Source organism: Plantibacter sp. MDV22-iso1 (genome assembly GCF_058408345.1).
Map to the genome: position 1 here is coordinate 444,253 of NZ_JBZVDY010000002.1, position 17,652 is coordinate 461,904.

23 protein-coding genes are annotated in these 17,652 nt (G+C 69.3%); 13 read left to right on the plus strand and 10 right to left on the minus strand.

What is annotated here, in order from left to right; translation table 11 throughout:
* Window positions 1-186 precede the first annotated feature (186 nt).
* Window positions 187-486, plus strand: coding sequence for a helix-turn-helix domain-containing protein (locus AC4PMY_RS12710; RefSeq protein WP_064294610.1), 300 nt, complete (start codon window positions 187-189; stop codon window positions 484-486).
* Window positions 487-528: 42 nt separating this feature from the next.
* Here AC4PMY_RS12710 and AC4PMY_RS12715 read toward each other — a convergent pair whose 3' ends face one another.
* The 4 genes from AC4PMY_RS12715 to AC4PMY_RS12730 form a co-directional block, all read right to left on the minus strand.
* Entirely contained in the window at window positions 529-837 is a 309-nt protein-coding gene (locus AC4PMY_RS12715; protein ID WP_064294611.1) for a hypothetical protein, read from the minus strand.
* A gap of 245 nt (window positions 838-1,082) precedes the next feature.
* The gene (locus tag AC4PMY_RS12720; RefSeq protein WP_003792170.1) at window positions 1,083-1,181 is read right to left on the minus strand and encodes a 30S ribosomal protein bS22; all 99 of its coding nucleotides are present in this window, start codon (window positions 1,179-1,181) and stop codon (window positions 1,083-1,085) included.
* A gap of 139 nt (window positions 1,182-1,320) precedes the next feature.
* Window positions 1,321-1,515, minus strand: a complete 195-nt coding sequence (locus AC4PMY_RS12725) for a helix-turn-helix domain-containing protein (RefSeq protein WP_064294612.1) — start codon at window positions 1,513-1,515, stop codon at window positions 1,321-1,323.
* A gap of 127 nt (window positions 1,516-1,642) precedes the next feature.
* Window positions 1,643-2,047, minus strand: a complete 405-nt coding sequence (locus AC4PMY_RS12730; protein WP_064294613.1) for an ArsR/SmtB family transcription factor — start codon at window positions 2,045-2,047, stop codon at window positions 1,643-1,645.
* 72 nt (window positions 2,048-2,119) lie between these two features.
* On the opposite strand from AC4PMY_RS12730, the gene AC4PMY_RS12735 reads away from it, so the two are divergent.
* Window positions 2,120-3,562: a TrkH family potassium uptake protein gene (locus tag AC4PMY_RS12735; RefSeq protein WP_064294614.1), complete on the plus strand. Its 1,443-nt coding sequence runs from the start codon at window positions 2,120-2,122 to the stop codon at window positions 3,560-3,562.
* Window positions 3,555-4,226: a potassium channel family protein gene (locus AC4PMY_RS12740; protein ID WP_056013885.1), complete on the plus strand. Its 672-nt coding sequence runs from the start codon at window positions 3,555-3,557 to the stop codon at window positions 4,224-4,226. Before AC4PMY_RS12735 ends, AC4PMY_RS12740 begins: the two co-directional genes overlap by 8 nt.
* A gap of 7 nt (window positions 4,227-4,233) precedes the next feature.
* Here the strand turns inward: AC4PMY_RS12740 and AC4PMY_RS12745 are convergent, their stop codons facing one another.
* Window positions 4,234-4,692: a GNAT family N-acetyltransferase gene (locus AC4PMY_RS12745; protein WP_064294615.1), complete on the minus strand. Its 459-nt coding sequence runs from the start codon at window positions 4,690-4,692 to the stop codon at window positions 4,234-4,236.
* Window positions 4,693-4,755: 63 nt separating this feature from the next.
* Between AC4PMY_RS12745 and AC4PMY_RS12750 the strand changes: the two genes are divergently transcribed.
* On the plus strand, window positions 4,756-5,355 hold the full coding sequence (locus AC4PMY_RS12750; protein WP_071258646.1) for a TetR/AcrR family transcriptional regulator: 600 nt from the start codon (window positions 4,756-4,758) through the stop codon (window positions 5,353-5,355).
* Entirely contained in the window at window positions 5,352-5,855 is a 504-nt protein-coding gene (locus tag AC4PMY_RS12755; RefSeq protein WP_071258644.1) for a GNAT family N-acetyltransferase, read from the plus strand. The genes AC4PMY_RS12750 and AC4PMY_RS12755 overlap by 4 nt, the downstream gene beginning before the upstream one ends.
* 14 nt (window positions 5,856-5,869) lie before the next feature.
* Here the strand turns inward: AC4PMY_RS12755 and proC are convergent, their stop codons facing one another.
* From proC to tadA, 3 genes are all read right to left on the minus strand, one after another.
* Window positions 5,870-6,712 carry a pyrroline-5-carboxylate reductase gene (gene proC / locus AC4PMY_RS12760; protein ID WP_121292615.1) on the minus strand — a complete coding sequence of 281 codons (843 nt, stop codon included), beginning with the start codon at window positions 6,710-6,712 and terminating at the stop codon, window positions 5,870-5,872.
* A 48-nt stretch (window positions 6,713-6,760) separates the two neighbouring features.
* Window positions 6,761-7,948, minus strand: coding sequence for a MarP family serine protease (locus AC4PMY_RS12765; protein ID WP_491622893.1), 1,188 nt, complete (start codon window positions 7,946-7,948; stop codon window positions 6,761-6,763).
* Window positions 7,949-8,059: 111 nt separating this feature from the next.
* Window positions 8,060-8,536: a tRNA adenosine(34) deaminase TadA gene (tadA, locus tag AC4PMY_RS12770; protein WP_064294619.1), complete on the minus strand. Its 477-nt coding sequence runs from the start codon at window positions 8,534-8,536 to the stop codon at window positions 8,060-8,062.
* Between the two features lie 51 nt (window positions 8,537-8,587).
* Here tadA and upp point away from each other — a divergent pair, with 51 nt between their 5' ends.
* Window positions 8,588-9,220, plus strand: coding sequence for a uracil phosphoribosyltransferase (gene upp, locus AC4PMY_RS12775; protein ID WP_064294620.1), 633 nt, complete (start codon window positions 8,588-8,590; stop codon window positions 9,218-9,220).
* 502 nt (window positions 9,221-9,722) lie between these two features.
* The gene (locus tag AC4PMY_RS12780; RefSeq protein ID WP_064294621.1) at window positions 9,723-10,430 is read left to right on the plus strand and encodes a winged helix-turn-helix domain-containing protein; all 708 of its coding nucleotides are present in this window, start codon (window positions 9,723-9,725) and stop codon (window positions 10,428-10,430) included.
* A gap of 81 nt (window positions 10,431-10,511) precedes the next feature.
* Here the strand turns inward: AC4PMY_RS12780 and AC4PMY_RS12785 are convergent, their stop codons facing one another.
* Both AC4PMY_RS12785 and AC4PMY_RS12790 read right to left on the minus strand, forming a co-directional pair.
* Window positions 10,512-11,519 carry a DMT family transporter gene (locus tag AC4PMY_RS12785; RefSeq protein ID WP_079003302.1) on the minus strand — a complete coding sequence of 336 codons (1,008 nt, stop codon included), beginning with the start codon at window positions 11,517-11,519 and terminating at the stop codon, window positions 10,512-10,514.
* Window positions 11,519-12,793 carry an AI-2E family transporter gene (locus AC4PMY_RS12790; RefSeq protein ID WP_064294622.1) on the minus strand — a complete coding sequence of 425 codons (1,275 nt, stop codon included), beginning with the start codon at window positions 12,791-12,793 and terminating at the stop codon, window positions 11,519-11,521. Before AC4PMY_RS12790 ends, AC4PMY_RS12785 begins: the two co-directional genes overlap by 1 nt.
* A 182-nt stretch (window positions 12,794-12,975) precedes the next feature.
* Here AC4PMY_RS12790 and AC4PMY_RS12795 point away from each other — a divergent pair, with 182 nt between their 5' ends.
* The 6 genes from AC4PMY_RS12795 (at window position 12,976) to AC4PMY_RS12820 (ending at window position 17,470) form a co-directional block, all read left to right on the plus strand.
* Window positions 12,976-13,536, plus strand: coding sequence for an RNA polymerase sigma factor (locus tag AC4PMY_RS12795; protein ID WP_064294623.1), 561 nt, complete (start codon window positions 12,976-12,978; stop codon window positions 13,534-13,536).
* On the plus strand, window positions 13,533-14,150 hold the full coding sequence (locus AC4PMY_RS12800) for an Asp23/Gls24 family envelope stress response protein (RefSeq protein ID WP_071259268.1): 618 nt from the start codon (window positions 13,533-13,535) through the stop codon (window positions 14,148-14,150). Before AC4PMY_RS12795 ends, AC4PMY_RS12800 begins: the two co-directional genes overlap by 4 nt.
* Window positions 14,143-14,511: a hypothetical protein gene (locus tag AC4PMY_RS12805; protein ID WP_071258642.1), complete on the plus strand. Its 369-nt coding sequence runs from the start codon at window positions 14,143-14,145 to the stop codon at window positions 14,509-14,511. Before AC4PMY_RS12800 ends, AC4PMY_RS12805 begins: the two co-directional genes overlap by 8 nt.
* Window positions 14,512-14,889: 378 nt before the next feature.
* On the plus strand, window positions 14,890-15,321 hold the full coding sequence (locus tag AC4PMY_RS12810; protein ID WP_064294625.1) for a MarR family winged helix-turn-helix transcriptional regulator: 432 nt from the start codon (window positions 14,890-14,892) through the stop codon (window positions 15,319-15,321).
* Window positions 15,322-15,410: 89 nt separating this feature from the next.
* Window positions 15,411-16,913, plus strand: coding sequence for a DNA-3-methyladenine glycosylase 2 (locus tag AC4PMY_RS12815; RefSeq protein WP_071258639.1), 1,503 nt, complete (start codon window positions 15,411-15,413; stop codon window positions 16,911-16,913).
* Complete coding sequence (locus AC4PMY_RS12820; protein WP_083397103.1) at window positions 16,910-17,470, plus strand: methylated-DNA--[protein]-cysteine S-methyltransferase; 561 nt, start codon at window positions 16,910-16,912, stop codon at window positions 17,468-17,470. The genes AC4PMY_RS12815 and AC4PMY_RS12820 overlap by 4 nt, the downstream gene beginning before the upstream one ends.
* Window positions 17,471-17,652: the final 182 nt, after the last annotated feature.

Consider the following 17,652-nt stretch of genomic DNA (forward strand, 5'->3'; position numbering starts at 1 on the left):
AACTGTACGGGGTGCTCGAGGCCGCAGCACGTCCAGAGATCCGACACGTGTGGTGTTTCTTCACGACATCTGGCACGATGCCGGAGTGATGATGCCGTTGAACCCAGGAACGAGAACCATAGGTGGCGTATCCACCCGACACAGACGCTCTGGCATGCGCCGGTCGAGGTCCGTTGTCATTGAGTGATGCCTACACATTCGGAAGCCGCGACCATCCTCGGCGAGCGGTTGCGGGCCGCCCGCAACGAGCGACAGCTGACCCTCGAGGACCTGGGCGTGTTGGCGGGGATGCACTGGACGAACATCGGCAAGATCGAGCGAGGGCAGGTGCACCCGAGCGTGGAGACGCTCGTCCGACTGAGTACCGCGCTCGACCTCGACCCGGCCCCGTTCATCACGGGCCTCAACGCGGACATGTACCCGGGCCGGGCGCACAAGCTGACGGCCCGCGACCTGCTGGCCGCTCGCCGCGACCAGGAACGCTGATCCGCGCATCGGAGACCACTCCCCTCCACCGGATGGCGTCCGTCAGAAGGTGACCCGCCAGAGGTACTGGTGACCGCCGGGACGGAACCAGGACACCTGCACACTGGTCGCGCGGGCCAACTCGGTGCCCAACACCTCGAACTCCAGAGCGCTGCCAGGCGTCAGGCGACACGGTTCCAGTGGGGCGAGGAGTCCGGGCCCGTTCAGGCGCAGCACGACCCAGTGCACGGCTTCGTCACCGACGTTCCGGAGTCGATAGCGAGGCGCGTCGTCTCGTTCGACGACGAACGGCACCCGGTAGGCGAGCTCGCGTCGGTTGCGGCGGGCGGTTGGAGGAAGATCGCGGGTCATGCGAACACCGTACGAAGGACCGCCGACGATCTCGGGCCGACGGATCGCGTGCCGCGACGCGCTGTGGATCAGTCCCCTCCGGCCTCGCCTGTGGAGGAACCTCGACGCCGCTCGACCCGCGGGGATCCCACGCCACGACCGGCGACGAGACGATCACCTCGACAACGCCAGAAAGCGCCGTACCCCATTGGGCAGGCGCTTCCGGTGGACGAAGAGTCGTCAGGCGCTCCGAACGGAGCAGCCGGCTACTTCTTGTTGCGGCGCTGGTGACGGGTCTTGCGAAGCAGCTTGCGGTGCTTCTTCTTCGCCATACGCTTGCGGCGCTTCTTGATAACAGAACCCACGGATTTACCTCACAGAATTGGGGGGCTTGGCCGCAGGGATCGCGACCGAAGAGAACAAGTCTTGTTGCCAGTCTAGCCGATTGCAGCGCGCGTCGTTCACACGCCGTACGCCTGCAGGCTGCTAGGAGCGGGGAACGCCTCAGCCGGCGTCGGCGACCGGGCGCTGCCGGACGGCGTCGACGGCGGTCTCCGGCACTCGGAACGACTTCCCGAACCGGATGGCCGGGAGCTCCCCCGAATGCACCAGGCGATACACGGTCATCTTGGACACCCGCATCATCTCGGCGACTTCGGCCACGGTGAGGAAGCGGACGTCGGCAGTGTCCTGCGTCATCGAACCCCTCCTACGCCTCTGGAAACCTGCTTGAACGGCGCCCCGAGGACCGGAACGCCGCATGGCAACTCTAGAGGTCCGACGCCCGCCCTGTACATCCCCTGTGTGAACGGTATGCGAGGCCGGCCTAGGGGCGGAGCTTCTTCGTGACCGACTGCACCGCGTGGGTCACGTCCGCCGCGACCTTGCCGACCGATCCGGCGACCGCCTTGGCCTGGTCCGGCAGCGACAACGCCGCGAAATCGACACCGTCGTCCTGGTAGTCGACGCTGAGGAACGGGATGAGCCAGTCCTCCACGTCCTCGAGCGGCGCCGAGTCCAGGCTGTAGTAGCGGTGCTGGCCCTCCTCGCGCACCTCCACGAGCTCTGCTTCGCGCAGGACCTTGAGGTGCTTCGACACCGTCGGTTGGCTGAGGCCGAGCTGCGCGACGATCTCTGAGACGCTCGTCCCGGTGCCACCGTGCCGTTCGAGCAGCAGCGCGAGGATGTCCCGCCTGGTGGTGTCAGCGATCACGTCGAAAATGTCGGCCATGGTCCAACGATAGTGATGGAGCGCACGGAGTACCATTGCCTCCGGCGCAGTCCTGAGGTGTTGAGGGGTCAGATGAGCGGCAATGCCATGGGTCGTCGTCCCGAGATCATCGTGCGCCACGGCCTCGCGAGGGTCCGGGAGGCCGTCAGCGACTTCGCGGCGAAGTCGACCTCCCGGTTCGCCATCCTCGTGTTCAGCTTCCTGATCTTCGTCTTCACGATGCTGTTCTCACTCCCCATCGCGAGCGCCGACCGCCAGGTGACCCCGATCGCCGACGCGCTCTTCACCGCCGTCTCCGTCATCTGCGTCACCGGGCTCTCGACCGTCGACATGGCCACGCACTGGTCCCTCTTCGGTCACGTGCTCGTGTTCATCGGCGTCCAGATCGGCGCGCTCGGCGTCCTGACCCTGGCCTCGATCCTCGGGTTCGTGATCGCCCGACGACTCGGGCTCCGCCAGAAGCTCATGGCGGCGAGCGACACGAACCCCCTGCGGTCGCACCACGGCCCCGTCGCCGAGGGTCAGGCCGTCCGCCTCGGGGAGATCGGCAACCTGCTCGTCACCGTCGCCGTCAGCGCGCTCGTGATCGAGGCGGCACTGGCGGTCCTGCTCTTCCCGCGCATGCTGCTCGACGGCATCAACCCGTGGGACGCCGCCTGGAACAGCGTCTACTACGCGGCCATGGCCTTCACGAACACCGGTTTCACGCCGAACGCCGAGGGCCTCGCGGCGTTCGAGAACGACTACTGGTTCCTCAGCATCCTCATGCTCGGGGTCTTCCTCGGCAGCATCGGCTTCCCGGTCATCTACGCGCTGAGCCGCAACTTCCGTCGGCCGAGCCGCTGGTCGCTGCACGTCAAGCTCACGCTCGTCACGACCATCATCCTGTTCTTCGCCGGAGCGCTCGCCTTCATCCTGCTCGAGTTCAACAACCCCGAGACCTGGAACAAGTGGAACCTCTGGGACACGATCTTCCAGGGGTTCTTCCTGTCGGCCATGACCCGGTCGGGCGGCTTCTCCACCGTGGACATCGGCGACCTCAACGGCTCGACCCTGCTCGTCGCCGACATGCTCATGTTCATCGGCGGCGGCTCTGCCTCGACCGCCGGCGGGATCAAGGTCACGACGCTCGCCGTCCTGTTCCTGGCGGCGTTCGCCGAGGCCCGCGGCCGCGAGGGTGTGGAGGTCTTCCGCCGGCGCATCCCGCAGGACGTGCTTCGCGTCGCCGTGAGCGTCGTCCTCTGGGGCGCGACGATCGTGGCCCTGTCCACGATCGTCATCCTGCAGATCACCAAGGCTCCGCTCGACCACGTGCTGTTCGACGTCATCTCCGCCTTCGCGACCGTCGGGCTGAGCACCGGCCTCGTCGCGGACCTGCCCGACGCCGGGGTGTACGTCCTCGCCGTCACCATGTTCCTGGGCCGCGTTGGTACAGTGACACTCGCTGCAGCCGTGGCCGCGAGTCAGAGCGGCCAGCTGTTCAAACGTCCCGAAGAGAGGCCCATCGTTGGTTGACCGCATCAAGCACGACGCCCCGGTCCTCGTCATCGGACTCGGTCGGTTCGGTGCGGCCTGCGCCGGCGAACTCGACCGGCTCGACCGCGAGGTGCTCGCGATCGACGACAACTCCGACCTCGTGCAGAAGTGGTCCGACCGGGTCACGCACACCGTGCAGGCCGACGCGAAGAACATCGAGGCGCTCCGGCAGATCGGCGCGCAGGACTTCTCGGTCGCGGTCGTCGCGGTCGGCTCCTCGATCGAGGCGAGCGTGCTCATCACCGCCAACCTCGTCGACCTCAAGATCCCGCAGATCTGGGCCAAGGCCGTCTCGCAGTCGCACGGCAAGATCCTCGCCCGGGTGGGGGCGAGCCACGTCATCTACCCCGAGCGCGAGGCCGGCGAACGCGTCGCCCACCTCGTGTCGGGCCGCATGCTCGACTTCATCCAGTTCGACGACGATTTCGCGCTCGTCAAGATGTACCCGCCGAAGCCCATCCGCGGGCTGAACCTGACGGAGTCGGGTGTCCGGACGAAGTACCGGATCACCGTCGTCGGGGTGAAGTCACCGGGGAAGCCCTTCACCTACGCGACCGCCGACACCGTCGTGTCGAACCACGACCTCATCATCGTCTCCGGCACGTCGGCCGACATCGAGCGCTTCGCCTCGCTCGAGGGCTGAAGCCCCCTCAGCTCAGGCTGCGCGCGTAACAGCGTGACTGCGGCTCGTCGACGTACGGCCCGAACGCCTCGATCAGGTGGTATCCCTCGCGCTCGTAGAACCGCATCGCGTCCGGCTGTTCCGTGCCGGTCTCGAGGAGGAGCTCACCGAGACCCAGCGACCGCGCTTCGTCCTCCAGTGCCCGCAGGAGCGCAGTGGCGACGCCGGTCCCCCGGGCCTGCTGCACGACGAACATGCGTTTGATCTCCGCCCGGTCCTCACCGAGCATCCGCAGGCCGCCGCAGCCCAGCGGGGTGTCGTCGACGTCGCTGGCGAGTAGGAAGAGCGTGATGTCGGCTGCGGTCGGCGGTGTGCCGGGTTCGTGATCGTCGCTCCCGTAGCGGGCGTCGAGTTCGCGGCGCTGGGCGGCCCGCAGCGCGGTGCCCGCCTCGTCATCCCAGGCCACCCGGCTGATCCTGATCGTCATTCGCGTTCTCCAGTCATTCCGTAACAAGCATTACGGTAACATCGGTTCCGAGGTGATCACGACATGGCAAGAACCAAGGACCCAGCGGCCCAGGCGCGGATCTCGCGCGCGGTCTGGGAGGTGCTGGGCGAACGCGGGCCGCACGGGTTGACCCTCCGCGCGGTCGCGGAGCGGGCCGGGTGCACGACCGGCCTCGTCCTGCATCGCTTCCCCGACAAGCGCGCGCTGCTGCTGCACGCTCGCGATCTGCTCCACGAGCGGACGGCCGCGCGGACCGAGGCGCTCGAAGCCGCGGCCGCGACCCCGCGTGACGCCCTGCGCGCCGTCCTCCGGCAGGCCCTGTCCCTCACGGACGAGACGCGCCAGGAGGCACGGGTCTGGCTCGGTTACCTCGCGGCGGCACTCGACGACGCGGTGCTCGCCGAACGGCACCGTGCGGGTCACGGCGTGTTCGTCGCGCGCACCCGCCGCCTCGTGTCCGAGATCCGCCCCGAGCTCACCGAGGCCGAGGTCGCCGCGACGGCCACCGCCGTCGTCGGATTCATCGAGGGCGTCAGCACTTTGAGCACAGCCGACGACGACCACTACGACGCCGCTGCCCAGGTCGCCGCGCTCGACCGGCTGCTGCTCGTCCTCGGGCTCGACGAGACGAGCGGCGAATGATCGTCGTGGAACGCCGGGCCGATGCTCCGGCCCATCGGCGAGATCGCTTCGCCGAGCTGCTCGAGGAGTACCACCGTCGGACCGAGCACGAGAAACTCCTCGGCCGAGAGCCGCGTCCGGACGAGCCCGCTCCGACGACCACCCTCCCCGACCGCTACCGGGCCGAGATCACCGACCCGGGCACGGCCTTCGCCTCCGAGGAGGTCCTCCTGGCCGTCGAGGACGACCGGGTGCTCGGCTGCGTCGTCCTGACGGAGGGCCCGTCGCCGGAGCTCAAGCGACTCTGGGTCGACCCGCGCGCCCGTCGCCGGGGCGTGGCCGCAGCCCTGCTCGAGGCTGCGACGACCGTCTCCCGGCAGCGGGGCGACGTCGCCGTCCGTCTCTCCGTGTGGCACTGGCGCTCCGCCGCGATCGCGCTCTACCGGCGGTCCGGCTTCGTCGCGGTCGCGTCCTGGGACGGCAGACCCGGCCTCGACTGCTTCGTGCGGTCCTTCGACTGATCGGATCGCCGCCGTCAGGACGCCGACAGCTCCTCGGCGCGTGCGATGGCGGCTGCCGCAGCACGGTCGAACGTCTCGCTGAAACCCGCCTCGGCGAGCACGGCGAGCGCCCGTTCCGTCGTCCCCTTGGGGCTCGTGACGTTGATCCGCAGCTGCTCGGCGCTCTCCCCCGTCGTCGCGAGGAGTTCCGTCGCACCACGGAAGGTGCCGTCGACCATCACGGACGCCTGCTCCGGGGTGAACCCGAGGCCGATCGCCGTCCGGGTGAGTTCCTCGATGAGGTAGTAGACGTACGCCGGACCGGAACCGGAGATGGCGCTGAGGGCGTCGATCTTCGATTCGGGGATGACGACCACCTGGCCGACGGTCTCGAAGAGCGCGGTGACGATGGCGAGGTCGTCCTCGCTCGACCGGGTGCCCGGCGCGAGCCCGGTGACGCCGAGCCCCACGTAGGACGGGGTGTTCGGCATGGAACGCAACACCGAGACCGACTCCGGCAGGGCGGCCTCGAAGGCCGCACCGCGGATGCCGGCCGCAAGGCTCACGACGATCGTGCCCGGCTGCAACGTGTCGGCGATCTCGGCGAGGAGGTCGGCCACCATGTAGGGCTTCACGCCGATCAGGACGATCTTCGCCGCGGCTGCCGCCCGCCGGTTGCCGTCGGCGTCCTGCTCGAGGGCGATCGAGGTCACGCCCGGCAGCTCGGCCAGAGCCTCCGCCTTGGTGATCGTCCGGTTCGTCACCGTGATGCCACCGTCGACCTCGACACCCGGCTGGACGAGACCGCGGAGGACGGCCCCTCCCATCGAACCGGCTCCGAGGATGGCGATGCTGGGCAGGCTGATCGTTTCACTCACCCTGCGATTCTAGGCACCTGCATGCTCGTCGGCACGTGCCCGGCCGCGTCAGTCGGCGAGGCAGGCACCCGACGGGACCGCGGACTGGAGCGACCCGGCGAGCGCGACGACGGGCAGGACCTCGTCCATCGCGAGCGCGTACCCGACCGGCGCGGAGTTCGCGTCGCGGGCGAAGATCACGCCGGCCACTTCACCGGACTCGGTGAGGAGCGGGCCACCGGAGTTGCCCGGCTGCACCGTGCCCGACAGCGTCACGACCTGACGACTCGTCGGGTTGCTCCCACTGATGTCGGCGACGAGGCTCGGCCCGACCAGGATGACCTGGGCGCCGCCGGCCGTGTACGGCCCACCGAACGGATACCCGGCGACGACGGCGTTCGAGCCGGGAGCCGGATTCGGTGCGAGCGGCAGCGATCGGGCGCCGAGGTCGTCGACGCGGATGACGGCGAGGTCGTCGACCGGATCGAAGTAGACGATCCGTCCTTCCCTGGGCATGGCCCCCGGGACTTCGACGACCGGGTTCGTCACGCCGGCGAGGACGTGCGCGTTCGTCATGACCAGGTCGTCGGCGAACACGAAGCCGCTCCCGGTGAGGCTCCGCGAGCAGGACTCGGCCGTGCCGCTGATGCGCACCACGGACGCGGAGGCCGTCTGCAGCGCCGGCGTCGAGGTGTCGAGCTGCGGGGCGGCGGGTACGTCCGCGGTTCCGCCGAACGCCTCGATGACGCGTTGGGCCCCGCCGTCGACCACCGTGGAGCGGAGCTGCGCGAGCGTGCTCTTCACCTGCACGGGCGTGACGCGGTCGATCGTGCCGATCACCGCGGACGACCCGACCGCCTGGGCGAGCAGCGGGATGCCGAGGGAGCCGACACCGAGGGCCGCCGTCACGAGGACGAGCGCGGTGACGACGAGGTTGAGGGCGGCGCCGAGCAGCCGTTCCAGACCGCGCAGCGGGGTCTTGCGGACGACGGAGCCGATGGCCCCGCCGATGAACGCACCGATCGTGTAGCCGACGGCGAGGACGACCACCGCCGCCGCCACGGCCGCCCAGCCACGCCAGGCCGCGTCCGGCACCCACGAGGCGACGAGCGGGATCGCGAAGAACGCGCCGACCCCGCCGGCCGCCAGCCCGACGAGCCCGCCGAGGCTCCCGAGGAGCCCCGCTCGCCACCCGCGGATCAGGAAGCCGATCAGGACGACGACGAGGATGATGTCGAGGATCACGCCGGGTTGCATCCTGCGATCCTGCCATCACCCGCCGACAACGGGCTCCGGAAGTGCTGGGAGCAACCGCATCCGGTCAGCGATCGTGTCGACGCATGGAGATCTCCGGGGCCGCCTGCGCCCTCAGGAGGCCCCGACGCCGTCCGCGCCCCGGAAGAAGTCGGTGAGGAGCGTCGAGCAGCGTTCGGCCTCCACGCCCGCGTAGACCTCGACGCGGTGCTGCAGTCGCCGGTCGCGAAGGACGTCGTAGACGGATCCGACCGCACCGGCCTTCTCGTCCCAGGCCCCGAAGACGACCCTTGGGATCCGGGCAGCGAGGATGGCGCCGGCGCACATCACGCAGGGCTCGAGCGTGACGACGAGCGTCAGCTCCGTCAGGTGCCAGTCGTCGAGCGCGGCCGCGGCAGCCCGGATGGCGACCACCTCGGCGTGGGCGGTCGGGTCGGTGTGCAGCTCGCGCTCGTTGCGCCCGACGGAGACGACCGTGCCGTCCGGGGCGACGAGGACCGCGCCCACCGGGACGTCGTCGCTGGCGAGGGCCGCCTCGGCCTCGGCGACGGCGAGGTCCATCCACACGGCGAACTCGGCCGGTGCGTGCATCCGTCATCTCCCCGAAATCCTGGTCGCCGCGCGAGCGACTAGATTGATCGTATGCGAGTGCACGTAGCCGACCACCCACTCATCACCCACAAGCTCACGGTGCTGCGCGACAAGACGACACCCTCACCGGTGTTCCGTGCCCTCACCGAGGAGCTCGTCACGTTGCTCGCCTACGAGGCGACGCGCGGCGTCACGGTCGAGGAGATCACGATCCAGACGCCCGTCACCGAGACGGTCGGCGTCAAGATCAGCGAGCCGCGTCCGCTCGTGGTCCCGATCCTGCGGGCCGGCCTCGGCATGCTCGAGGGCATGGTGAAGCTGCTCCCCACCGCCGAGGTGGGCTTCCTCGGCATGGTGCGCAACGAGGAGACCCTCGAACCCACCACCTACGCGGAACGCCTCCCCGACGACCTGTCCGACCGCCAGTGCTTCGTGCTCGACCCGATGCTCGCGACCGGTGGCTCGCTCGCGGCTGCCATCGACTTCCTCTTCCAGCGCGGTGCGATGCACGTCACCGCCATCTGCCTGCTCGCCGCCCCCGAAGGGCTCGAGCGCCTCGAGGCCGAGACGGCCGGCAAGGACGTCACGATCGTCCTGGGCGCCCTCGACGAGAAGCTCGACGAGAACGGGTACATCGTCCCCGGGCTCGGCGACGCCGGCGACCGCCTCTACGGCGTCGTCTGACCCCTGCTCCCGCCGACATGAGGCGGATCGTCGTCCATCCCCGTGCTGGACGACGATCCGCCTCATCTCAGTTGTGCCGCCAGCTGGCAATCCCCGAGTAACAGAACGTCATCTTCCGCTCGCACTTGACAGGATCCGGGGGATTCCTGTTGTATTGCGGACTATGACGACCAACGCGCCCACCCCGACCTCCTTCGAGGCCCCTGGGAACGCCGGCATGATGATGCCCGGCCGCGCTGTCATGTGCTGTCGAATGTGTCGCTGATCCGACTCCTCCAGCACCGGTAGCGATCCACACGGATCCGCTCCACTGCTCCCAGCACCTCCGAGTCCGCCGCTCCCCCACCAGGTGAGCCGACTCCCGGACGCACCCCGTCCGCACCCGGCCGACGCGCCACTTCCCGGATCGCGGGACCGCAACTGCCCACAGGCAAGCGGGATCACCCCGAGCGCACCGCGCACGATCCGTCGCAGCATCATCACTCCCGAGGACCTCGCACCCATGTCTCTTGCAGCCGTTCAGACCACCCGCCCCGCCCGCCAGCTCGCCGCCGTCGAGGACGCACCTCGGGCCGCGACCCCGCACGTCCGTGCCGTTCCGGCCGGCCCCGAAGCCCGAGGCTTCGTCCTCTACGTCGGCCTCGACGAGGCGAAGGCGGCGGCCGCCGGCACGAGCCTCGGTGAGATCGTCGAGGCCATCAAGGCCCTGACCGCCCAGTTCGCCCCGGAGGCCGAGACGCACGCAGCCGTCGCATTGGCCCCGCGCGGTGCCGGCGGCCGCGACCTCGACGTCGTCCGGCTCGCCCTGCAGGACCCCTCGGCACTCGCGGCCCACCGTGACGAGGTCGACGAGGAGGAGCAGGACCGTGCCCACGCGGGTGTCGTCGTCGACATCTCCCGGAAGCGCCTGGTCCTCGACAACGAGGCCGCGCCGCTCACGTACAAGGAGTTCGAGCTCCTCCAATACCTCGTCCTCCGCGAGGGACGCACGATCGAGCGCGCGGAGCTCATCTCCTCGCTGTGGCGCGCCGGCGACGACGAAGAGGTTCCGAACGAGCGGACCATCGACGTCCACGTTCGTCGCCTCCGCGCCAAGCTCGGCCGCTACGAGGACATCGTCCGCACCGTGCGCGGTGTCGGCTACCGCTTCGACCGCCACGCGGACGTCTCCATCCGCTACGCCAGCACCCCGTCGCCCGACCTGTTCTGAGCCGGTTCGGCGGCCCCACCGACGAGACGACGGGCCCGGTGCGTGGGTGTTCCACTCACCGGGCCCGTCGAAGGTTCTGCGTCAGATGACGCGGGGCTTCTTCGGCTTGTCGCCGGGAGCCGGGACCGGTCGCATCGCGAGCTTCCAGACGCCGAACACGGCCACCGCTCCGGCGACGACGAACAGCACGAGGGCGTACCAGGGGGCGTTCGAAGCCTCGCCCAGCACCACGATGCCGATGCCGACCGCGACGAGCGGGTCGACGACGGTGAGTCCGGCGACCACGAGGTCCGGCTGCCCGCTCTGGTGCGCCTTCTGGACGAAGAAGCCACCGAGCCCGGCGGCCACGAGCAGGCCGATGATGCCGACGACGGTGAGCCCCTCGAAGTTCTGCGTGATCACCCGGTTGATGACCACCTTCGCGAGCGTGACGACGAAGCCGTACAGCACACCGGCTGCGACCACGTAGAAGACGGTGTGCAGCTTCCGCCGCCACAGGGCGTACGCCGCCGCGAGTGCAGCGGTCACGACCGCGAGCATGATGAGGATGATGATGAGCTGCGGCTGACGGATCGGCTCCTCCACCGCGTACAGCGCCGCGACGATGACGAAGAGACCGATACCGGCGACGCAGAGCACCATCGCGCGGGTCTGCTCCTTCGTGATCTTGACCCGGGTGACCCTGGCGTTCAGGAGCGCCGTGATCACGAGGGCGATCGCCCCCAGGGGCTGCACGACGATGAGCGGAGCGAAACCGAGCGCGACGAGCTGGAACACGATCGCCAGGCCGAGGAGCAGCGTCCCGATGAGCCAGGACGGACGCCCGAGGAGCTGCGGCAGCTGCTTCAGACCGAAGGCCGACGACGCCGCCTCCACCTTGCCGACACCGCGGGACTGCAACTGCGTCCCGACCGCGAGGAAGAACGCTCCGACGAGCGCGATCGGGATGCCGATCGCCTGGTACGGCGTGACACTGATCGTGGGGATGTCGATGTCGACCGCAGTGCGGGCGGACTGCGCGACGACACCGGCTGTACCAGACAGCAGCAGGGCGCCGGCCGCAAGGGCCGGGAACGACGTGGCCGCCATCACTTCGCCGCCGCACTCGTGCCGACGGCCGCCGTCTCGGCGTCACCGAGTTTGTTCTCCGGTACCACTTTGGAGTCCTGGCTCGGGAAGACGACCTTCTGCACGATGATGATGATCGACGCGGCGACCGGGATCGCGACGAGGGCTCCGAGGATGCCACCGAGGGCGCCGCCACCGAACGCCGCGATCACGACGAGGGCTCCGGGGACGGCGACCGCCTTGTTCATGATGCGCGGGCTGAGGAAGTACGCCTCGATCTGCATGTAGATCAGGTAGTAGATGATCGCGATGAGTGCCGTCACCGGCGAGACGAAGAGGCAGAGCGCACTGTTCACGATCGAGGCGCTGAGCGTGCCGACGAGCGGGATCATCGATCCGATGAACGCCAGCAGGGCGAGCAGCGGCGGGAACGGCGCTCCGATGATGCTGAGGAAGATGAAGCTCAGCACGCCGTTGACCAGGGCGAGTCCGACCTGTCCGACCACGTAGCGCCCGACGGCCTGGGTGATCTCCTCGAGCACCTGCGCGAAGCCCTCGCGGCGGTAGGCGGGGAGGAATCGGTACGTGACGGCCTTCATCGACCGCAGGGAGGCGAGGAAGTAGAGGGTCAGGATGAGGACGATGATCGAGCCGGTGATGCCCGACGCGACCCCCGCGCCGACCGCGACGATGCCGCCACCGATGTTCAGCAGGTTGTTGGGGTCCTTAAGGAAGGAGAACGCGTCGTTGAGCGCCGAGTCGATGTCGAGCGTGTTCCCGATCGTGTTCTGCACCCACGCGACGAAGTCACTGTTGAGGAACTGCTGGGAGATCCGGGGGTAGTCGCTCACGAAGTTCGAGATCTGCGTCACGAGCAACGGCACGATGGCGAAGATGATCCCGACGAACGCGCCGATCACGGCGAGGAAGACGACGGCGATGGCGAGGCCGCGCGGCAGCTTCTGCTCGAGCCATGACACGAGCGGGTCGAGGCCGAGCGCGATGAAGAGCGCGACGCCGACGTAGATCAGCGTGGTGCTGAGCTGCGAGACGATGCTCCCGATCACGAGCGCGACGAGGACGCCGATGCCACCCACGAGTCCGATCCGGAACGCGTTGATACGGACGCTCGGAGCCGACGGCTGGAGGGCGGCGACCACGGCGGCCGACGGCGGGGAGGATGCGGCGGCCTTCGCCGCACGCTCCTGCTTGGCTTCCTGGTGCTTGGCGCGCCTGGCTTCGCGTTCCTCCGGGGTGGAGGAGAACCCGGGCAACCGGAGTTTGGGGGTCTTCATGGTGCGGTCTCCTCGGTGATGATGCCGTCGTGGTGCTGGGGGCGTTCACATGGACCGCCGCTCTGTGCCTACAGTAGTGAGACGGAGCCCGACCCGCTGATGTCACGGTCCGGTACGACGAAATCGGCGGAAGTCGTCTCGGGCCGGAACAGAGAGGTGGTGCGACGGTGGGAGCTGATCCAGTGCGCACATCGGCCGGCCTCCTCGACCAGGCGACCGACCGCACCCTCGTCGAACGGTGCGTCGACGGCGACACCCGCGCGTTCCAGGTGCTCATCACGCGCTACGGCCGGATGATGAAGGCGTACGCCGTGCGACTCACGCGTTCCTCGGCGGACGGCGACGACGTCGTCCAGGAGGCTCTCATCTCGGCCTGGAAGCGGATCGACACGCTCGAGGACGGCGCGATGGTCAAGAGCTGGCTGATGCGCATCGTCAGCCGTCGGGCGATCGACCTCATGCGGCAGCGCAAGGACACCGAGTCGACCGACGACGCCATCATCGAGGCCCCGGAGCGCGACGGACCCGAACGGAAGGCCGAGGCATCGTCGCAGCTGGGAGCACTGTCAGCAGCACTCGACAGACTGCCGCACGGACAGCACCAGGCTTGGGTGCTCCGAGAGATCGGCGGATACTCGTACGAGGAGATCGCCGAACAACTGGGGCAGAGCGTCGCCAGCGTCCGAGGGAGTCTCGCACGGGCTCGGGCGACACTGGTCAAGGAGATGGAGGGGTGGCGATGAACACCGATATTCCGGGCCCCGGACCGGGTGAGCCGGGCGGCTGCGCGCACGGCATCGACGCCCTCACGGATTACCTCGAACGCGACATGCTGCCGGCCGACCCGTCGATCGACGACTCACCGGAATGCCAGCGGATCCTCCGGTCGCTTCGACGTGTCCGCGCGCTGGCCACGCCCTTGCGGGAGGCGGACGAGGCGGCGGTCACCGCGCTCGACCAGGACTGGATCCGCGGGATCATGGAGAACATCGGCCGCGAGGCGAAGGCCGGGCGCGACATCCCGTTCGCCGCATCCGACGACGACGCGGCGCTCGTCATCACGGAGGGCACGGTCCGCGGGCTGGTCCGCGGTGCCGGCGACCGCACCCCCGGCGTGCTCGTGGGTCGCTGCGTGCTCGAGGGCGACGTCACCGTGATCGGCGAACCGATCATGCTCCATGTCACCGTGAGCATCGGTTGGGGCAAGTCGGTCGCCGAGACGGTCTCGCTGTTCCGCGAGGAGGTCGCAGCCAGCCTCCAGCAGCACACGGACCTCGTCGTGGCTGGACTCGACATCGTCGTCGACGACCTGCACTTCGAGGCCGACGAGATCGGAGAGGCGGGGGACGATGCATGACCTGACGGAGACGGACGACGATCTCGGAGCGCTCGCGAGCTCACTCGACGACGTGGTGCTGGCGGTACCGGGCGTCGACGGGTTGACCGCCGTCGAGCCCACACTGCTCCGGGCCGCCAAGGAGGGCGTCGGTGCGCTGCTCGGCTCGCCCGACCAGCAGGCACGGGTGAGCGTCAGGCGCGTCAGAGGTGTCCTGACCGTCCACACCAACATCTCCGTGGCAGCTGAGGCGACCTCCCCTGCCGTCGCGCAGGCGGTCCACCGCGCCATCGCGGACCGGCTCCCCTCGTCCCCCGGCGAGGGCGCTCCGTCCATCACCGTCCGCGTGATCGACGTCGTCCCGAGCGGCTCCCAGGACTGACCCGACGGCAGGGTCCCCGCTGCGACAGGAACGCGGATCGGCTTGCGTCCGGCTTCCAGGGGTTCGTCCTGCGTTCGCGCTCCGCGCTGGTAGCGCACTCGGACAACTCCCAGTAAAAATAACGTTCTGATAACTACCGCTCGTTACCGATCCGTTATATGGTTTTGGAACGTTGGTTGTTTTGCTGTGGCAGCTGACGGAATGTGATTGCAGGACACTCTTGGTGCAAGGGAAAGAGAGCCGGTCGTAGCCTCTGCGACCGGCTCTCGTCATGTCCGGAGACGATACGGATCGCAACCACCTCGTCCCGACGCGCGGCTCGACGTCCGTCCAGGATAGATTCAGGTGGTGGATCGTCGGACGGCAGCGGGAGCAGGTATGGACGAGAGGCGACTCGCGATCGCCGCGTGGGAGTCACTCTTCCGCGCGCAGGTCGACGTGATGCGCCACATCTCGCACGACTTCCCGAGCCACGGCATCTCACTCAACGAGTACGACGTCCTGCACACGATGTCGCGGGAGCCCGATCGTCGCATCCGTCTGCGCGACCTCAACTCGAGTGTGCTGCTCTCGCAGCCGAGCATCAGCCGTCTGGTCGATCGGCTCGTCGCGCGCGGGCTGGTCGGCAAGTGCCCCGACCCGGACGACGGCCGCGGCACCCTCGTCCGCATGACCGACGCGGGATACGAGGTCTACCGTGCGGTCGCCATCGCCCACGGTGCGACGATCGCCGAACGCGTGACCACCTCGCTCAGCCCGCAGGAGATGGCGACCCTCGCGGCGCTCAGCGACAAGCTCCGCGGAGCGTGAGCCGCGCCGACTGACCCGACGCGGACGGCCCCCACTGTCGTGTCCGATTTCCGCTCGTCCGACCCGGTGGCGCGTGTCAGACTCGGATCATGGACGACACCCGGAGCATGGACTTCGCCGAACGCTACCGCGCGATCCAAGCCCGCGACCAGCGCTTCGACGGGCAGTTCATCACGGCCGTGAGCTCCACGGGGATCTACTGCCGGCCGTCATGCCCGGCTCGGACCCCGAAGCCGGAGAACGTCACCTTCTACGCGACGAGCGCTGCAGCGCACGAGGCCGGTTTCCGCGCGTGCAAACGGTGCCTGCCCGAGGCCGTCCCGGGCACGCCCGCCTGGAACCTCGGTAACGACGTCGCCGCGCGCACCATGCGCCTCATCGCCGACGGCGTCGTCGAACGCGAGGGTGTCCCCGGGCTCGCCTCGCGTCTCGGGTACTCGAGCCGCCATCTGACAAGGATCCTCAGCGCCGAGCTGGGCGCGGGTCCACTCGCGCTGGCACGTGCCCACCGTGCGCAGGGTGCTCGACAGCTGCTGACCGGCACCGACCTCCCCTTCGGCGACATCGCCTTCGCCGCCGGGTTCTCGAGCATCCGGCAGTTCAACGACACGATGCGGGAGGTGTTCGAGCTCACCCCCGGTGAGCTACGCGCGAAACACCGGACGGTCGGCGAACACGCCCCCGGCTCGATCACCCTGACCCTGCCGTTCCGCCGCCCGTTCGACGCAGCGGGCGTCTTCGCGTGGCTCGCCCCACGGGCGGTGGACGGCGTCGAGCTCGCGGGCCCCGACCACTACGCCCGGCTCCTCGCCCTCCCCGGTGGCACGGCGTGGTTCGAAGTCCGGCAGGTCGGCGACGACCTCCGACTCACCGCCGAGGTGACGGACCTCGCCGACCTGCCGGTGCTCGTCTCGCGGGTCCGCCGGCTCTTCGACCTCGACGCCGACCCCACGTCCGCCGACGCCGTCCTCGCGACGGACCCGCGTCTCGCCGCCTCGGTCGCGGCCACACCGGGCATCCGACTCCCCGGGGCGGTCGACCCGGAGGAGATGCTGGTCCGGGCGATGGTCGGGCAGCAGATCACCGTGGCCGCGGCGCGCACCCAGCTCCGTCGTGTCGCGGACGAGGTGAGCACGACGGTCCCCGAACGACACGGACTGCACCGGCTCTTCCCGACGGCGACGCAGATCGCGAACGGCGGGGAGGCCGCACTCGTCGGGCCCCGAGCGCGGATCGACAGCCTGCTCGGCGTCGCGCGGGCACTCGTGTCCGGTGAACTCACGATCGGCTTCGGTGACGACCGTGACGAGCTCCGAGCCCGCCTGCTCGCCATGAAGGGGATCGGCCCGTGGACGGCCGACTACGTCAGCATGCGGGTGCTCGGCAACCCCGACGCCTTCCTGCCCGGCGACGTCGCCGTCCGCACGGGTGCGGGCCGGCTCGGTCTGCCCTCCGACGCGCGCACGCTCACCTCGAAAGCGGACGCCTTCGCCCCATGGCGCTCCTATCTCTGCCTCCACCTGTGGAAGGCGGCCTCCACACCGGCACCGTCCTCCGCACCATCAGCCCTCGAGAAAGGTCCAGCAGCATGACCACCATCATCTCCAGCACGAGGATCCGCCGCGGTGACGGTCACGCGTCCGGCGCACTGCTCACCGCGACCAGCCAGACCGTCGACACCCCGGACGGCCCCTTCACGATCCTCGCGCGCGAGGACGGGGCGGTGCTCTCCTCAGGGTGGTCCGACGACATCGGCGTCATGCTCGAACGGATCCGACCCGCCGACCGCCCCGCCGAGACGGTGGCGGGGACGATCGGGGCGATGGACGCCGTCCGCGCGTACTACGACGGCGACCTGACGGCGATCGACGTGGTGCCGGTCGCCCAGTTCGGCGGCCCGTTCCGCACGCACGCCTGGACGGTGCTGCGGACGATCGCCGCGGGACGCCCGGTGACCTACACGGAGTTCGCCGCGGCGAGCGGGCGGCCGTCGGCGGTCCGCGCTGCGGCGAGCGCCTGCGCGACGAACGCGCCCGCCCTGTTCGTCCCGTGCCACCGGGTCCTCCGGACCGACGGGACGCTCGGCGGGTTCGCCTGGGGACTCGACGTCAAGCGGTCGCTGCTCGACCGCGAGGCCGCGCTGAGCTGAGCGCACCGGGGAAGAGGGGTCACGGTCCCTGAGTACCCGTCCACGGTCCCTAGGTACTCGTGCTCGGTCCCTGAGCCTGTCGAAGGGCGGCGTCAGCCCGTGGGCACTTCGACAAGCTCAGTGACCGGAGAGGGCACAGCGACCGGAGGAGGGCGCCGCGACCAGGCGGCCGATGACCGGAA

Coding starts and splice junctions, on each gene's coding strand:
- AC4PMY_RS12765 (WP_491622893.1), bottom strand. CDS start 7,948: ATGCAACCCGGCGTGATCCTCGACATCATCCTCGTCGTCGTCCTGATC.
- AC4PMY_RS12730 (WP_064294613.1), bottom strand. CDS start 2,047: ATGGCCGACATTTTCGACGTGATCGCTGACACCACCAGGCGGGACATC.
- AC4PMY_RS12725 (WP_064294612.1), bottom strand. CDS start 1,515: ATGACGCAGGACACTGCCGACGTCCGCTTCCTCACCGTGGCCGAAGTC.
- AC4PMY_RS12815 (WP_071258639.1), top strand. CDS start 15,411: ATGGACGACACCCGGAGCATGGACTTCGCCGAACGCTACCGCGCGATC.
- AC4PMY_RS12735 (WP_064294614.1), top strand. CDS start 2,120: ATGAGCGGCAATGCCATGGGTCGTCGTCCCGAGATCATCGTGCGCCAC.
- AC4PMY_RS12780 (WP_064294621.1), top strand. CDS start 9,723: ATGTCTCTTGCAGCCGTTCAGACCACCCGCCCCGCCCGCCAGCTCGCC.
- AC4PMY_RS12810 (WP_064294625.1), top strand. CDS start 14,890: ATGGACGAGAGGCGACTCGCGATCGCCGCGTGGGAGTCACTCTTCCGC.
- AC4PMY_RS12750 (WP_071258646.1), top strand. CDS start 4,756: ATGGCAAGAACCAAGGACCCAGCGGCCCAGGCGCGGATCTCGCGCGCG.
- AC4PMY_RS12715 (WP_064294611.1), bottom strand. CDS start 837: ATGACCCGCGATCTTCCTCCAACCGCCCGCCGCAACCGACGCGAGCTC.
- AC4PMY_RS12745 (WP_064294615.1), bottom strand. CDS start 4,692: ATGACGATCAGGATCAGCCGGGTGGCCTGGGATGACGAGGCGGGCACC.
- AC4PMY_RS12755 (WP_071258644.1), top strand. CDS start 5,352: ATGATCGTCGTGGAACGCCGGGCCGATGCTCCGGCCCATCGGCGAGAT.
- AC4PMY_RS12710 (WP_064294610.1), top strand. CDS start 187: ATGCCTACACATTCGGAAGCCGCGACCATCCTCGGCGAGCGGTTGCGG.
- AC4PMY_RS12800 (WP_071259268.1), top strand. CDS start 13,533: ATGAACACCGATATTCCGGGCCCCGGACCGGGTGAGCCGGGCGGCTGC.
- AC4PMY_RS12790 (WP_064294622.1), bottom strand. CDS start 12,793: ATGAAGACCCCCAAACTCCGGTTGCCCGGGTTCTCCTCCACCCCGGAG.
- AC4PMY_RS12805 (WP_071258642.1), top strand. CDS start 14,143: ATGCATGACCTGACGGAGACGGACGACGATCTCGGAGCGCTCGCGAGC.
- AC4PMY_RS12785 (WP_079003302.1), bottom strand. CDS start 11,519: ATGGCGGCCACGTCGTTCCCGGCCCTTGCGGCCGGCGCCCTGCTGCTG.
- tadA (WP_064294619.1), bottom strand. CDS start 8,536: ATGCACGCACCGGCCGAGTTCGCCGTGTGGATGGACCTCGCCGTCGCC.
- AC4PMY_RS12820 (WP_083397103.1), top strand. CDS start 16,910: ATGACCACCATCATCTCCAGCACGAGGATCCGCCGCGGTGACGGTCAC.
- upp (WP_064294620.1), top strand. CDS start 8,588: ATGCGAGTGCACGTAGCCGACCACCCACTCATCACCCACAAGCTCACG.